Annotated in this window: 11 protein-coding genes and 1 pseudogene; 10 read left to right on the top strand and 2 right to left on the bottom strand. The window is 72.9% G+C overall.

Annotated features, from left to right (window positions below; all coding sequences use genetic code 11):
* The first annotated feature begins 239 nt into the window (after positions 1 to 239).
* Entirely contained in the window at positions 240 to 2,681 is a 2,442-nt protein-coding gene (locus AB0H28_RS21825) for a bifunctional (p)ppGpp synthetase/guanosine-3',5'-bis(diphosphate) 3'-pyrophosphohydrolase (protein WP_358043113.1), read from the top strand.
* Between the two features lie 56 nt (positions 2,682 to 2,737).
* Here AB0H28_RS21825 and AB0H28_RS21820 read toward each other — a convergent pair whose 3' ends face one another.
* Together AB0H28_RS21820 and AB0H28_RS21815 are read right to left on the bottom strand one after the other, a co-directional pair.
* On the bottom strand, positions 2,738 to 3,574 hold the full coding sequence (locus tag AB0H28_RS21820) for a peptidylprolyl isomerase (protein ID WP_358042997.1): 837 nt from the start codon (positions 3,572 to 3,574) through the stop codon (positions 2,738 to 2,740).
* Between the two features lie 73 nt (positions 3,575 to 3,647).
* Positions 3,648 to 4,499, bottom strand: a complete 852-nt coding sequence (locus AB0H28_RS21815; RefSeq protein ID WP_358042994.1) for a peptidylprolyl isomerase — start codon at positions 4,497 to 4,499, stop codon at positions 3,648 to 3,650.
* A 259-nt stretch (positions 4,500 to 4,758) separates the two neighbouring features.
* Between AB0H28_RS21815 and AB0H28_RS21810 the strand changes: the two genes are divergently transcribed.
* The 9 genes and pseudogenes from AB0H28_RS21810 (at position 4,759) to AB0H28_RS21770 (ending at position 14,468) form a co-directional block, all read left to right on the top strand.
* Positions 4,759 to 5,472, top strand: coding sequence for an MBL fold metallo-hydrolase (locus AB0H28_RS21810; protein WP_358042991.1), 714 nt, complete (start codon positions 4,759 to 4,761; stop codon positions 5,470 to 5,472).
* Between the two features lie 42 nt (positions 5,473 to 5,514).
* Positions 5,515 to 6,855: a histidine--tRNA ligase gene (hisS, locus tag AB0H28_RS21805; protein WP_358042989.1), complete on the top strand. Its 1,341-nt coding sequence runs from the start codon at positions 5,515 to 5,517 to the stop codon at positions 6,853 to 6,855.
* A gap of 51 nt (positions 6,856 to 6,906) precedes the next feature.
* Positions 6,907 to 7,854 carry an acyl-ACP desaturase gene (locus tag AB0H28_RS21800; RefSeq protein ID WP_358042986.1) on the top strand — a complete coding sequence of 316 codons (948 nt, stop codon included), beginning with the start codon at positions 6,907 to 6,909 and terminating at the stop codon, positions 7,852 to 7,854.
* A gap of 93 nt (positions 7,855 to 7,947) precedes the next feature.
* Positions 7,948 to 8,213, top strand: a pseudogene (locus tag AB0H28_RS21795) (winged helix-turn-helix transcriptional regulator); the annotation flags it as partial.
* A 210-nt stretch (positions 8,214 to 8,423) separates the two neighbouring features.
* A complete protein-coding gene (locus AB0H28_RS21790) occupies positions 8,424 to 9,473 on the top strand; it encodes a S1 family peptidase (RefSeq protein WP_358042983.1) in 1,050 nt (349 codons plus the stop codon).
* A 210-nt stretch (positions 9,474 to 9,683) separates the two neighbouring features.
* On the top strand, positions 9,684 to 11,489 hold the full coding sequence (gene aspS / locus AB0H28_RS21785; RefSeq protein WP_358042980.1) for an aspartate--tRNA ligase: 1,806 nt from the start codon (positions 9,684 to 9,686) through the stop codon (positions 11,487 to 11,489).
* Positions 11,490 to 11,554: 65 nt separating this feature from the next.
* The gene (locus AB0H28_RS21780; protein ID WP_358042977.1) at positions 11,555 to 12,364 is read left to right on the top strand and encodes a sugar nucleotide-binding protein; all 810 of its coding nucleotides are present in this window, start codon (positions 11,555 to 11,557) and stop codon (positions 12,362 to 12,364) included.
* A 65-nt stretch (positions 12,365 to 12,429) separates the two neighbouring features.
* Positions 12,430 to 13,041 carry a helix-turn-helix domain-containing protein gene (locus tag AB0H28_RS21775; RefSeq protein WP_358042974.1) on the top strand — a complete coding sequence of 204 codons (612 nt, stop codon included), beginning with the start codon at positions 12,430 to 12,432 and terminating at the stop codon, positions 13,039 to 13,041.
* Positions 13,038 to 14,468 (top strand): MFS transporter, encoded by a 1,431-nt coding sequence (locus tag AB0H28_RS21770; RefSeq protein WP_358042971.1) that lies wholly within the window; start codon positions 13,038 to 13,040, stop codon positions 14,466 to 14,468. Before AB0H28_RS21775 ends, AB0H28_RS21770 begins: the two co-directional genes overlap by 4 nt.
* Positions 14,469 to 14,494 lie beyond the last annotated feature (26 nt).

Here is a 14,494-nt window from a genome sequence, read left to right as displayed (position 1 = left end):
GGTCCGTCGGCACGGACCGTCCGGGGGAGAGGTGGCGTACCCTGCGTACGGGTAGCATTGCCCTTTGCCTGACCGGGCGGGGGACCGTCCGCAGGCGGCGGAGCCGCCGGGGCGCAGCCCCCGGTGACCGGCACGGAACAACACCGGCCCTCGGGTCGGTTGGACCAGACGTCGGCCGGACGGCCGGCGCATCCCGGCGAACGGTGAGGAGGCCGGTGTCCCACGATGTCGTCCCTCCGGTGGAGGGCACGGTGCACCCGACAGGCGACGCGGACGGCTCGGTGACCGAGCGCGGCGGGAATCCGCCGGCCCGGGCGACCGGCGCCACCGACGGCACGCCGGACGCGACGGCCGACGGCAGCGCGGTGGTGGTGCCGTTCCCGACCGACGGTGACCCCACCTCCAGCGGCGGTTTCGCCCTCTCCAACGCGCCCACCGGCCGGCGGGTGCGGGCCCGGCTGGCCCGGTTCAACGCGCCCTGGCAGACCTCCCAGGTCAGCGAGGTGCTGGAGCCGCTGATCTCCGCCCACCGGGACGCCCATCCCAAGGCCGACGCCCGGCTGCTGCAACGCGCCTTCGACACCGCCGCGCGCTGGCACTCGGGGCAATACCGCAAGTCCGGCGATCCCTACATCACCCACCCCCTGGCCGTGGCGACCATCCTGGGCAACCTGGGCATGGACACCACCACGCTGGTGGCGGCGCTGCTGCACGACACCATCGAGGACACCGAATACACGCTCGACGCGATGCGCGCCGACTTCGGTGGTGAGGTCGCGTTGCTGGTCGACGGCGTGACCAAGCTCGACAAGGTAAAGCTGGGCGACGCGGCCAAGGCGGAGACCATCCGCAAGATGGTCGTGGCGATGGCCAAGGATCCCCGGGTCCTGGTGATCAAGCTGGCTGACCGGCTGCACAACATGCGGACGCTCACCTTCCTGCCCCGCCCCAAGCAGGAGCAGAAGGCCAAGGAGACGCTGGAGATCCTCGCCCCGCTGGCGCACCGGCTGGGCATGAACACGATCAAGTGGGAGCTGGAGGATCTGGCCTTCGGCACGCTGTTCCCGAAGCGGTTCGAGGAGATCAACCGGCTGATCGGGGAGCACCAGCCGCAGCGCGAGGCGCTGCTGCGCCAGGTGACGCAGAAGGTGTCGACCGACCTGAAGGCCGCCAAGATCAAGGCGGAGACGACCGGGCGGCCGAAGCACCTCTACTCGATCTACCAGAAGATGATCGTGCGCGGGCGCGACTTCAACGACATCTACGACCTGGTGGGCGTGCGGATCCTGGTCGACACGGTGCGCGACTGCTACGCGGCGTTGGGTGTCATCCACGCCAACTGGCAGCCGGTGCCGGGCCGGTTCAAGGACTACATCGCCATGCCCAAGTTCAACATGTACCAGTCGTTGCACACGACGGTCATCGGGCCCACCGGCAAGCCGGTGGAGATGCAGATCCGCACCTACGCGATGCACCGCACCGCCGAGTTCGGCATCGCCGCGCACTGGAAGTACAAGGAGCACAAGGGCACCCAGGTGGTGGGCCCGCCGGCGCACATCGACGAGATGACCTGGCTGCGGCAGTTGCTGGACTGGCAGCGGGAGGCGGCCGACCCGAGCGAGTTCCTGGACGCGCTGCGCTTCGACCTGTCCAGCCAGGAGGTGTACGTCTTCACCCCGAAGGGTGACGTCATCCCGCTGCCGACCGGGTCGACGCCGGTGGACTTCGCCTACGCGGTGCACACCGAGGTCGGGCACAAGTGCATCGGGGCGCGGGTCAACGGCAAGCTGGTGCCGCTGGAGTCGACGCTGTCCAACGGCGACGTGATCGAGATCTTCACCTCGAAGTCCGACACGGCCGGCCCGACGCAGGACTGGTTGGGCTTCGTCAAGAGCCCCCGGGCCCGGACGAAGATCCGCCAGTACTTCAACAAGGAGCGGCGCGAGGAGGCGATCGAGGCCGGCAAGGACGCGATCGTCAAGGCGATGCGCAAGCAGGGCATGCCGTTGCAGCGGATGCTCACCTCGGACGCGCTGATGGCGATCGCCCGGGACCTGCACCTCGCCGACGTGGCGTCGCTCTACGCGGCGGTCGGCGACAGTCAGGTCTCCGCGCAATCGGTGGTGCAGAAGCTGATGGCGTCCTACGGCGGCGAGGAGGGCGCGGCGGAGGACATCGCCGAGACGGCCGTCGCCACCCGGCCGCCGCGCAGCCGGCAGAGCAGCGCCGACCCGGGCGTGGTGGTCCGCGGCGTCAGCGACGTCTGGATCAAGCTGGCGCGGTGCTGCACGCCGGTGCCGCCGGATTCGGTGTTCGGCTTCGTCACCCGCTCCGGCGGGGTCAGCGTGCACCGCGACGACTGCGCCAACGCCGAGGACCTGCGGGCGCAGCCCGAGCGGGTGGTCGAGGTGAGCTGGAAGCTGACGTCGGCCTCCACGTTCCTGGTCGCCATCCAGGTGGAGGCGCTCGACCGGCACAAGCTGCTCGCCGACGTCACCCGGATGCTGTCCGAGGAGCGGGTGAACATCCTCTCCGCGACCGTGACCACCACGCGGGACCGGGTGGCGGTCAGCCGGTTCAGCTTCGAGATGGCCGACCCGAAGCACCTCGGGCACCTGCTGGCCGCGGTGCGTAAGGTCGACGGCGTGTTCGACGCCTACCGGGTCACCTCGGGGGCCTGAGCGCAGACGGAAAACGCCCGCCGGGTCGCTCCGGCGGGCGTTTCTCGTACCCCGGGTCAGCCCTCGATCGGGCTCATCGAGATGTCCTTGATGACGATCTCCTTCTTCGGGTGACCGCCGCCGGCCTGGTTCGCGAACGCGCCGTCGTCACCGGCCGCGGCGACCTGCTTCACCACGTCCATGCCGCCGGTGATGGTGCCCAGCACCGTGTAGTTCGGGTCGAGCGGGGAGTCGCCGTACACGATGAAGAACTGGCTGCCGGTGCTGCCCGGCTGCCCGGAGTTGGCCATCGCGATGACGCCCTCCGGGTACGGCGGGCGCTTGTTGGTGGGCAGGTTCTCCTCGGCCAGGTTGTAGCTCGGCCCGCCGGTGCCGTCGGTGTCCCGCCAGCCCTTGCCGGTAGCGCTCGGGTCGCCGCACTGGAGCACCTTGATGCCCTCGGTGACGAGCCGGTGGCACTTGGTGTTGTCGAAGAAGTCCTTGCTGGCCAGGTGGGTGAAGCTGCCGGCGGTGCAGGGCACCGCGGCCCGGTCGAGCTTCGCGGTGATCGGGCCCAGGTTGGTGTCGATCGTCATCGTCTGGCTGCCCTTGTTCGCCTGCTGCGCCGGTGGCGGCCCGACGTCCTTGATCTGCGCCGGGCGGCCCTCCTTGGGCACCTCGGTGTAGGCGCACTGGGTGAAGCCGGCGCCGGCGCCGGCCTGCTCCTTGTCCTCGTCGCCGCCGAGCGACGTGGCGAGCCAGACGGTGCCGGCCACGACGAGCACCAGCACGGCCGCGGCGCCGACGATCGCCTGCGTCTGCCGGCGCTTGCGGGCCTTGCCGGCCCGCTCGGCCATCTCCCGTTCGAGCCGGGCCCGCGCCGCCGCCCGCTGGCGGTCTCTCGTGGACGTCACGCTCACTCCTCACCTGCTGCGTATCGGGGGGCGGCGTGGGGCGCCGCCGAGTCATCGGTGGATCAGCGGTGGATCAACCCGCGCTGGGGCTGGCCGCCGGGGCGGTGTTCGGCTCGCCGACGGTCAGGCTCTGGATCACCACGTCCGTCTTCGGCTTGACCTTGACGCCGCCGCCGTTGTCGACGGTCGGCAGCGCGCCGATCTTCTCCACCACGTCCATCCCGCCGCTGACCTTGCCGACGACGCTGTAGGCCGGCTTGGCCGGGTCGAAGTCCTTGAAGAAGATCAGGAACTGGCTGCCGTTGCTGCCGGGCGGGTTGCCGATCATGGCGACCGTGCCCTTCGGGTACGCCGGCGGCTGGCCCGGCGCCGGCGAGGCCGACGGGCTGGGCTCGGGCGCGGTGGGGACGTTCTCGTCGTAGAACGAGTAGGTCGGGCCGCCGATCCCGGTGCCGCTCGGGTCGCCGCAGCGCAGCGCGCCCTCGGTGGTGATCTCATGGCACGTGGTGTTGTCGTAGAACGACCTGCTCGCCAGGTGGGCGAGGCTCGCGCTGCCGCACGGCGCGGCGGCCAGGTCCAGCTCGACGGTGATCGGCGCACCCTGGTTGGTGGTGATCGTCATCGGCCGGGTGCCCGAGGTGGGCAGGTCCTTGGTGTCGGGGGTGCCGATGTCCTTGAGGTCGGCGTTCCCGGCGCCGTCCTGCGGCGTCCAGAGGCAGGTGTCCTCGGCGGCCTGCTTCTTCGGCTCCGAGTCGAACGCGCCGAGCGCCCAGGCCGAACCGGCCACGATCAGCGCGAGCACCACCGCGGCGCCCACGCCGGCCTGGATCTGCCGGCGACGCTTCGCGGCCGCGGCCCGCCGGGCGAGTTGCCGGTCGAGCTTGGCCCGCGCCAGTTTGCGCTGCCGGTCCCTGCTGGAAGCCACAGGTGCTCCCCTTCCTCTGCCTGATCGTCGCCGGCGTCCGGGCGCTGCCCGCCACCGCAGTCGGGGGGGTGCGCCACGCCACACGCCCGCCAGAGTGTACGGGTACCGACTGTGAATGTGGTGTACGAGGTCCCGCCTGCGCTTATCGGACGTTGTCACTGGGCCGGTTGGGGCGGGTGGGTCGGTGCGGGCGAATCCCGCTCGCCGGGGCGACTAGGCTGCTGGACGAGGACGACGACCGGACGGAGAGGGGACGGACGTGCTCGTGGCCGGCTTTCCCGCGGACGCCTTCGGCACCAACTGCTATGTGGTGGCGACCGGGCCGGGTGAGCAGTGCGTGGTGGTCGACCCCGGCATCGGGGTGCTCGACCGGCTCGACGCGGTGCTCGCCGAGCACCGCCTGCACCCGGCCGCCGTGCTGCTCACCCACGGCCACCTCGACCACACCTTCTCGGTCGCGCCGGTCTGCGGTGCGCGGGGCATCGCGGCCTACGTCCACCCGGAGGACCGGGAGCTGCTGGCCGACCCCGCCAAGGCGCTCTCGATGGACCTGACCGCGCTGTTCGGCGGGCGGCTGCCCTACGCCGAGCCGGACGACGTGGCCGAGCTGACCGACGGCGCGACGCTGTCGCTGGCCGGGTTGGAGATCACCGTCGACCACGCCCCCGGCCATACCGGCGGGTCGGTGCTGTTCCGGATGCCCGGCGCCGGCTCGCCCTGGGAGGCCGACGAGATCTGCCTCTCCGGTGACGTGCTGTTCGCCGGCTCGATCGGCCGCACCGACCTGCCGGGCGGCAGCATGCCCCGCATGCTGGCCAGCCTCCGGAAGAAGGTCCTCCCGCTGGCCGACGACACCGTCGTCCTGCCCGGCCACGGCCCGCAGACCACGATCGGCCGCGAGCGCGCGAGCAACCCCTACCTCGTCGAGGTGGCGGGGTCCGCGCGCCCGGCCGCGCCCACCCGAGGCCTCTAGACCCTCACCTCGCGCCGCGCGCGGGTGCCCAAGGAGTACGCCATGAGCAAGCCCACGCCCATCTCCGGCTTCCCCGAGTGGACGCCGGCGCAGCGGATGATCGAGCAGTTCGTGCTGGACCGGATCCGCGCCACGTTCGAGCTGTACGGCTTCGCGCCGCTGGAGACCCGCTCGGTCGAGCCGGTGGACCAGTTGCTGCGCAAGGGGGAGACCTCGAAGGAGGTCTACCTGCTGCGCCGGTTGCAGGCCGACACCGACGGCCCGGCCGGCGACGACGCGCTCGGCCTGCACTTCGACCTGACCGTGCCGTTCGCCCGCTACGTGCTGGAGAACGCCGGCAAGCTCCAGTTCCCGTTCCGGCGCTACCAGATCCAGAAGGTGTGGCGGGGCGAGCGCCCGCAGGAGGGCCGCTACCGGGAGTTCCTCCAGGCCGACATCGACATCGTCGACCGGGACACGCTGCCGCCCCACTACGAGGCGGAGATGCCGCTGGTGATCGGCGACGCGCTGCGGTCGCTGCCGATCCCGCCGGTGCGCATCCAGGTCAACAACCGCAAGATCTGCGAGGGTTTCTACCGGGGCGTCGGGCTGGCCGATCCGATGGCGGCGCTGCGCGCCGTCGACCGGTTGGACCGGATCGGCCCGGCGGGCGTCGCCGATCTGCTGGCGTCCACCGCCGGGGCGAGCGAGGCGCAGGCCAAGGCGTGCCTGGCCCTCGCGGAGATCGCCGCGCCGGACGCCTCCTTCGCCGACGCGGTGCGCGCCCTCGGGGTGACCGACCCGCTGCTCGACGAGGGCATCGCGGAGCTGACCGCGGTGATGGAGACCACCGCCGCGCACTCGCCGGGGCTCTGCGTCGCCGACCTGCGCATCGCCCGCGGGCTGGACTACTACACCGGCACGGTCTACGAGACGCAGATGGTCGGCTACGAGCGGTTCGGCTCGATCTGCTCCGGCGGCCGGTACGACAACCTGGCCAGCTCCGGCACCGTCCGGTTCCCGGGGGTGGGCATCTCGATCGGGGTGACCCGGTTGCTCGGTCTGCTCTTCGGCGCGGAGGCGCTGTCGGTGTCCCGGTCGGTGCCGACGTGCGTGCTGGTCGCGGTCACCGCCGAGGAGGACCGGGCGGCCAGCGACGCGGTCGCGGCGGCGCTGCGCTCGCGGGGGGTGCCGACCGAGGTGTCGCCGTCCGCGGCGAAGTTCGGCAAGCAGATCCGCCACGCCGAGCGGCGGGGCATCCCGTACGTCTGGTTCCCCGGCGCGGACGGCGACGAGGTGAAGGACATCCGCTCGGGGGAGCAGGTGCCCGCGTCGGCGGGCGAGTGGACCCCGCCCCGGGCGGACCTGAAGCCCCTGGTCGGGCCGGCCGGCACTGGCGTCTGACGACGATTCGACCTACGGTGGCGTAAGTTACGCCACCGTAGGGAGAACGTCGTGACCGTGCTCAGCCAGACCGCTCTGCTCACCGAACTCGAACCGGTGGTCGAGAAGAACCTCGACCGGCACCTGTCGCTGGCCAAGGAGTGGTTCCCGCACGAGTACGTGCCGTGGAGCGCCGGGCGCACGTTCGACGGACCGCTCGGCGGAACGGCCTGGTCGCCGGCCGACTCCACGATTCCCGAGGTGGCCCGCACCGCGCTGATCGTCAACCTGCTCACCGAGGACAACCTGCCCTCCTACCACCACGAGATCGCCACGCTGTTCGGGCGCGACGGCGCGTGGGGCACCTGGGTGCACCGGTGGACCGCCGAGGAGGGCCGGCACGGCACCGCGATCCGGGACTACCTGACGGTGACCCGGGCGGTCGACCCGGTGGCCCTGGAGCGGGCCCGGATGGTGCACATGTCCGCCGGCTACCGCAACGTCCACGACGACGAGGTGCTGCACTCGCTGGCGTACGTGTCGTTCCAGGAGCTGGCCACCCGCATCTCGCACCGCAACACCGGCCGGGCCACCGGCGACCCGGCCTGCGAGGCGTTGCTGGCCCGGGTGGCGGCGGACGAGAACCTGCACATGGTCTTCTACCGCAACCTGCTCGCGGCGGCGTTCGAGCTGGCCCCGAGCCAGGCCATGCGGGCGGTGGCGGACGTGCTCGCCGACTTCCAGATGCCGGGGGTGGGCATCGACGGCTTCGCCCGCAAGTCGGTGGCGATCGCCCTGGCCGGCATCTACGACCTGCGCCAGCACCGCGACGAGGTGGTGATGCCGGTGCTGCGCCAGTGGAACCTGTTCGAGGTGACCGGCCTGGACGGCGACGGCGAGGCCGCCCGCGACCAGATCGCCGCCCACCTGGACACCCTGGAGACCCAGGCGTCCCGCTTCGAGGAGCGCCGCGCCGCCCGCGCCGCCCGCCCCCGCACCCCGCCCCTTCGGCCCCGCTGATTCACGGAAAGAGTGGCTGTGCGGCGGACGATGGCCACTCATTCCGTGAATCAGCGGGGTCCGAGGGGTGGGGTGGGAGGGGGAAGAGGAGGCAGGTTGAGGTGGGTCGGCGTCCCGCGCCAGGTGCTGACCAACCGCCTGTCGATGCGGGTGGAGCGCGGGGTGCTGCGCCGGGAGCCGTACCGCGAGCCGGGCCGCCGGGCGCGGCACGAGTACCGGCTCACCGAATGGGGTGGGACCTGTGGCCGGTGCTGGTCGCGGTGCTCGGCTGGGGCGACAGATGTCTCGCCGACCCGGAGGGCGCGCCGCTGACCGTGGCGCACCGCGACTGCGGCGCCGAGGTGCGGGTGGCGTTACGTCTGAGGGGCGCCTCTGACACCTCGTGACGATCTTGTTGCTCCGGTGTTACATCCGGCGGCGGCGTGAATCCGGGCAAAATCGTGTCTTGCTTACGATCTTAAATATGTGAATACTTTGGTCAGCCCGGACGGTTTCCCCAGGTCGCCCGGGTTGTCCTCGGGCGTTCCCCCCATGACGACGCCCGTTCACCCCCGTTCGGAGGTTGTTACATGCGACCCACGAGGTCCACGCTCCGTCGCGCCGCCGCCGTCGCCGTGGCCGGTACCCTGGTCACCGGCTCCCTGCTCGGCGCCCCCGCCCAGGCCGCCCCCGCGTCGCCCGCCTCACCCGACGCCGCCGCCAGCCTCGTCGCCAAGCTCGGCGACCGCGCGGCCGGCACGTACGCCGACGCCAGCGGCAAGATGGTCGTCACGGTGACCGACGCCGCGGCCGCCCGCCAGGTGCACGCCGCCGGCGCCACCCCGAAGCTCGTCACCCGCGGCGCCAACCAGCTCCGAGCCGCCACCAGCGAGCTGGAGCGTTCCGCCAAGATCCCGGGCACCGCCTGGTGGACCGACGCGGCGACCAACCAGGTCGTCGTCTCCGTCGACAGCACCGTCACCGGCGCCAAGCTGGCGCGGGTCAAGGCCGCCGCCGCCCGCACCGGTGGCGCGGTCCGCATCGAGGCCGAGGCCGGCACGCTGACCACCCGGATCTCCGGCGGCCAGGCCATCTACACCGGCGGCTACCGCTGCTCGCTCGGCTTCAACGTGCGCAGCGGCTCGACCTACTACTTCCTCACCGCCGGCCACTGCACCAACCTCGGCTCGACCTGGTACTCGAACTCCGGCCAGTCGTCCGTGCTGGGCAGCCGGGCCGGCACCAGCTTCCCGGGCAACGACTACGGCATCGTGCGGTACACCAGCAGCGTGTCCCACCCCGGCAACGTCTACCTCTACAACGGCAGCTACCAGGACATCACCTCGGCCGGCAACGCCTACGTCGGCCAGTCGGTCCGCCGTTCCGGCAGCACCACCGGCCTGCGCAGCGGCACCGTCTCGGCCACCAACGCGACGGTCAACTACGCCGAGGGCAGCGTCTCCGGCCTGATCCGCACCAACGTCTGCGCCGAGGGTGGCGACAGCGGCGGCTCGCTGTTCGCCGGCAGCACCGCGCTCGGCCTCACCTCCGGCGGCAGCGGCAACTGCTCCTCCGGCGGCACCACCTACTTCCAGCCGGTCACCGAGCCGCTCAGCGTCTACGGCGTGAGCGTCTACTGATCCGCACCCCACGAACGGGCCGCCGGGCGACCGGCGGCCCGTTCCGCGTGCACCGGCGGACGAGCGGGGTCGACGGGCCGGCGGCGGGGCCCGGTTCAACCACCTGCTGCCGGCCGAGCCGGGGCGACCCGGCGGGTGCCGGGGTGCCGGCCCGCCCGCCCTGACAGAATGCTCCGGAGCAGTCGTGGACCAGATGAGGAGACGCCAGCCGTGATCCGTACCCACAATGCCGGAAGCCTGCGCGCCGCGGACGCCGGCTCGACGGTGACGCTCGCCGGGTGGGTGGCCCGCCGGCGCGACCACGGCGGGGTCATCTTCGTCGACCTGCGCGACGCCTCCGGCGTCGTGCAGGTGGTCTTCCGCGAGGAGGACGCGCACGCGCTGCGCAACGAGTTCTGCGTCACGGTCACCGGCGAGGTGACCCGCCGTCCCGACGGCAACGAGAACCCCGAGCTGCCGACCGGCGAGGTCGAGGTGACCGCCGCCGCGCTGGAGGTGCTCGCCGAGGCCGCGCCGCTGCCGCTGCCGGTGGACGACCAGGTCGAGGCCGGCGACGACATCCGGCTCAAGTACCGCTACCTCGACCTGCGCCGCAGCGGCCCGGCGCGGGCGATGCGGCTGCGCTCGCGGGCCAACCAGCTCGCCCGCACGGTGCTGCACGAGCGGGACTTCCTGGAGATCGAGACGCCGACGCTGACCCGCTCCACCCCGGAGGGCGCGCGCGACTTCCTGGTCCCGGTGCGCCTGCAGCCCGGCAGCTGGTACGCGCTGCCGCAGTCGCCGCAGTTGTTCAAGCAGTTGCTCATGGTCGGCGGGATGGAGCGCTACTACCAGATCGCCCGCTGCTACCGGGACGAGGACTTCCGCGCCGACCGGCAGCCGGAGTTCACCCAGCTCGACATCGAGATGTCCTTCGTCACCGAGGACGACGTGATCGACCTCGGCGAGGCGATCGTCGCCGCGCTGTGGAAGGACCTGGCCGGGCACGAGATCAGCCGGCCGATCCCGCGCATCACCTGGCACGACGCGATGGCCCGCTACGGCTCCGACAAGCCGGACCTGCGCTACGGCGTCGAGTTGACCGAGCTGACCGACTACCTGCGCGGCACCGCGTTCCGGGTGTTCGCCGGCGCGATCGACGCGGGCGGCTACGTCGGCGCGGTGGTGATGCCGGGCGGCGCCAGCCAGACCCGCAAGGAGCTGGACGGCTGGCAGGACTGGGCCAAGGCGCGCGGCGCGCGCGGCCTGGCGTACGTGGTGCTGGACGCGGAGACCGGCGAGGCGCGCGGCCCGGTGGCGAAGAACCTGTCCGAGGCGCACCTGGCCGGGCTGGCCGACGCGGTCGGCGCGAAGCCGGGCGACGCGGTCTTCTTCGCCGCGAGCACCGACACCCGGGAGGCGCAGGAGCTGCTCGGCGCGGCCCGGATCGAGATCGCCAAGCGGGCCGGGCTGGTCGACGAGTCCGCCTGGGCGTTCTGCTGGGTCGTGGACGCGCCGATGTTCGAGCGGACCGACGATGGTGGCTGGACCGCCGTGCACCACCCGTTCACCTCGCCGAACGCGGAGTGGGTGGACCGGTTCGAGTCCGCGCCGGACCGGGCGCTGGCCTACGCGTACGACATCGTCTGCAACGGCAACGAGATCGGCGGCGGGTCGATCCGTATCCACCGGGGCGACGTGCAGCAGCGGGTGTTCGACCTGCTCGGCATCACCCCGGACGAGGCGCGGGACAAGTTCGGCTTCCTGCTGGAGGCGTTCAGGTACGGCGCCCCGCCGCACGGCGGCATCGCGTTCGGCTGGGACCGGGTCTGCATGCTGCTGGCCGGCGCGGACTCGATCCGCGAGGTGATCGCGTTCCCGAAGACCCGCGGCGGCTTCGACCCGCTGACCGGCGCGCCGACCCCGATCACCGGGCAGCAGCGCGCCGAGGCCGGCATCGACGCCAAGCCGAAGGCGCCGGCCGCCCCGCACGCCGGCACCGCCGGCCCGGCCGCCCCGGTGGCCGACCCGACCTGATCCTCGCCTCGTCGAAGGGCCCGCGTCATGATGACGCGGGCCTTTTCGATCATCAGGGGGACGGCATGAACCTGCTCGTGGTGGGCGCCAGCGGTTTTCTCGGCGCCGAGGTGTGCCGGCAGGCGGTCGCCGCCGGGCACCGGGTGGTCGGCACGGGCCACTCGGCCGCCGTCGCGGTGCCCGGTGTCGCGCCGCGCCGGCTCGACATCACCGACCGCGCCGCGGTGCGCGCGCTGCTGACCGGGCTACGCCCCGACGCCGTGGTCAGCACGCCGTACCGCGTCGACGACTGGGCGGTCACCGCCGACGGGGCGGCCCACGTCGCGTCCGCCGCCGCCGAGGTGGGGGCGCGGCTGGTGCACCTGTCCAGCGACGCGCTGCACGCCGGGCGGCCCGAGCCGTACGCCGACGCCGAGGCGCCCACGCCGGTGTATCCGTACGGGGCGGCGAAGGCGGCGGCCGAGACGGCGGTGCGGGCGGTCGATCCGGCAGCCCTGCTGGTGCGGACCTCGCTGATCCTGGGGGAGGGCAGCAAGCAGATCCAGCGCTGCCGGGACGCGCTCGCCGGGCGGGCCACCCTGTTCAGCGACGAGATCCGCTGCCCGGTGGACGTCACCGACCTGGCCGCGGCGGTGCTGGAGCTGCTGCCGACCGACCTGGCCGGTCCGCTCAACGTGGCCGGCCCGGACGAGGCCAGCCGCGCCGACCTCGGGCGGCTGCTGGCCCGCCGGCTCGGCGTCGACCCGGCCGGGCTGCGGACCACCACCACGCTCGCCGCCGGCCTGTTCCGCCCGATCGAGGTACGCCTCGACTCGGCCCGGGCCGCCGGCCTGCTCCGTACCCGGCTGCGCGGGGTGGCCGAGTTGTACGGCTGAGCGGTTGCACAATTATTTTGCACGATCCTTGTGCACAGGAACTGTGCACAGATATTGTGCATCCTATGGAGAGTGCACCCACCCGCCCCGAGCCGCGCCGGGTCCGCCTCGACCACCAGCAGGTGCGCGTGCTGGCCCACCCGCTGCGGATGCGCCTGGTCGGCGCGCTGCGGGTGAACGGGCCGGCCACCGCCACCCGACTCGCCGAGCTGCTCGACACCAACACCGGCGCGACCAGCTATCACCTGCGCCAACTCGCCGAGGTCGGGATGGTGGTGGAGGACCCGGACCTGGGCACCGGCCGGCAGCGGTTCTGGCGGGCCGCGCACGAGGTCACCCAGTGGGAGGCCAGCGACTACGACGACGACCCGGACGCCCGGGCCGCCATTGAATGGATCGAGGCGGACTACATCCGCTTCTTCAGCCACCACGCCGAGCGGTGGGCCGCCCGCCGGCACGAGTGGTCGCCGGCCTGGCGCGACGCGTTCGGGATGGGCGACTTCTTCATGCGCATCCCGGCCGACCGCCTGGAGGCGATCAAGGCGGAGGTCTTCGCGGTCTTCGAGCGCCACCGGGACGAGACCGATCCCGACGACCCCGACGCCGAGCTGGTGCAGCTCTACCTCGCCGCCTTCCCGCTGAGCCCGGTCCTGCCACCCACCGAGGAGAAGCCGTGAGCGCCCTGTCCGTACGCCAGGTCCGCCTCCGCTACCTCACGCTCTACGGCCTGCGCTGGCTGCCCAGCGGCCTGCTGATGACCGTGATGATCCTGCTGATGCAGGAACGCGGGCTGTCGTTGTCGCAGATCGGCCTGGTCGCCACCGCGCAGGGGCTGGTGGTGCTGGCGCTGGAGCTGCCCACCGGCGGGTTCGCCGACGCGCTCGGCCGCAAGCCGGTGCTGCTGGCCGCCTGGGTGGTCGCCCTGGCGTCGCTGGCGCTGATGGCGGTGGCCGACTCGTTCTGGATGTTCTTCCTGGTCTGGGCGTTGCAGGGCGTTTACCGGGCGCTCGACAGCGGCCCGCTGGAATCCTGGTACGTCGACGCCACGCTGGCCGCCGACCCGACGGCCGAGTACGAACGCGGCCTCGGCTGGGCCGGCACCGTCATCGGCGTCGCCATCGGCGCCGGCGCGCTGCTCGGCGGCGGCCTGGTCGCCCTCGGCCCGGTCGGGCCGGTCAGCGCGCTGACCCTGCCGGTGCTGGTCGCCGTCGTGCTCCAGGCGCTGTCGATCGGGGCGCTGCTGCTGCTGATGACCGAGCAGCGACCCGCGTCGGGCCCGGTCGCGCTGCGCGCCTCGGTGGCGGAGGCGCCCCGGATGGTCGGCCAGGCGGTCGGCCTGCTGCGCCGCAACCGGGTGCTGCTGGCGCTGGTCTCGGTCGAGCTGTTCTGGGGCTTCGGCATGGTCACGTTCGAGTCGCTGCTGCCGGTGCGGCTGTCCGAGGTGGTCGGTGACGCCGACCGGGCGGCGACGCTGCTCGGCCCCGCCGGCACCGCGGCCTGGCTGGCCAACGCGGCCGGCGCCGCGCTCACCCCGGTCCTGCTGCGCCGCCTCGGCGCCGCCCCGGCCGCCGCGCTGATGCGGGTGCTCCAGGGCGTGACGGTGGTCGGCATGGGCCTGCTCGCCGGCCCGGTCGGCGTGCTGATCGCCTACCTCGCCTGCTACGCCGTGCACGGCGCGTCGAACCCGCTGCACATGGGGTTGCTGCACCGGCAGGTCGACGGGCCGTACCGGACCAGCGTGCTGTCGCTGAACTCGATGATGGCCCAGCCGGCGGGGGCGCTCGGCGCGGTGGTGCTGACCGCGCTGGCGGACGCCACAAGCGTCGGCGTCGCCATGCTCGTCGGCGCCTTGATGCTCGCCGTGGCCGCGCCGCTCTACCTGCCGGCCTGGCGCGCCGGCCGGGCCGCCGCGGGGTCCGGGCCCGCCGAGCCCGGCGCCGCGGAGTCCGACACCGTGCGGCCCGAGAACTCCGAGGCGGCGCGCCCCGCGCCCGGGCCGGTCCTCGCGACCGGTCCCGACGGGAGCCTCGCGGCCCCCGGTGCGGTGGCGGTCCCGACGTCGGCGCCGTCCGCCGCAGCCGGTGCGGCGGGCCGGGCCGGGTGACGGACGGCGACGGCGCCGGGCGACGA

The organism is Micromonospora sp. NPDC050980, assembly GCF_040653835.1.
Lineage (GTDB): Bacteria > Actinomycetota > Actinomycetes > Mycobacteriales > Micromonosporaceae > Micromonospora.
Note: the sequence above shows the minus strand (reverse complement) of the source record. Positions and strands in the feature narration are given on the sequence as shown.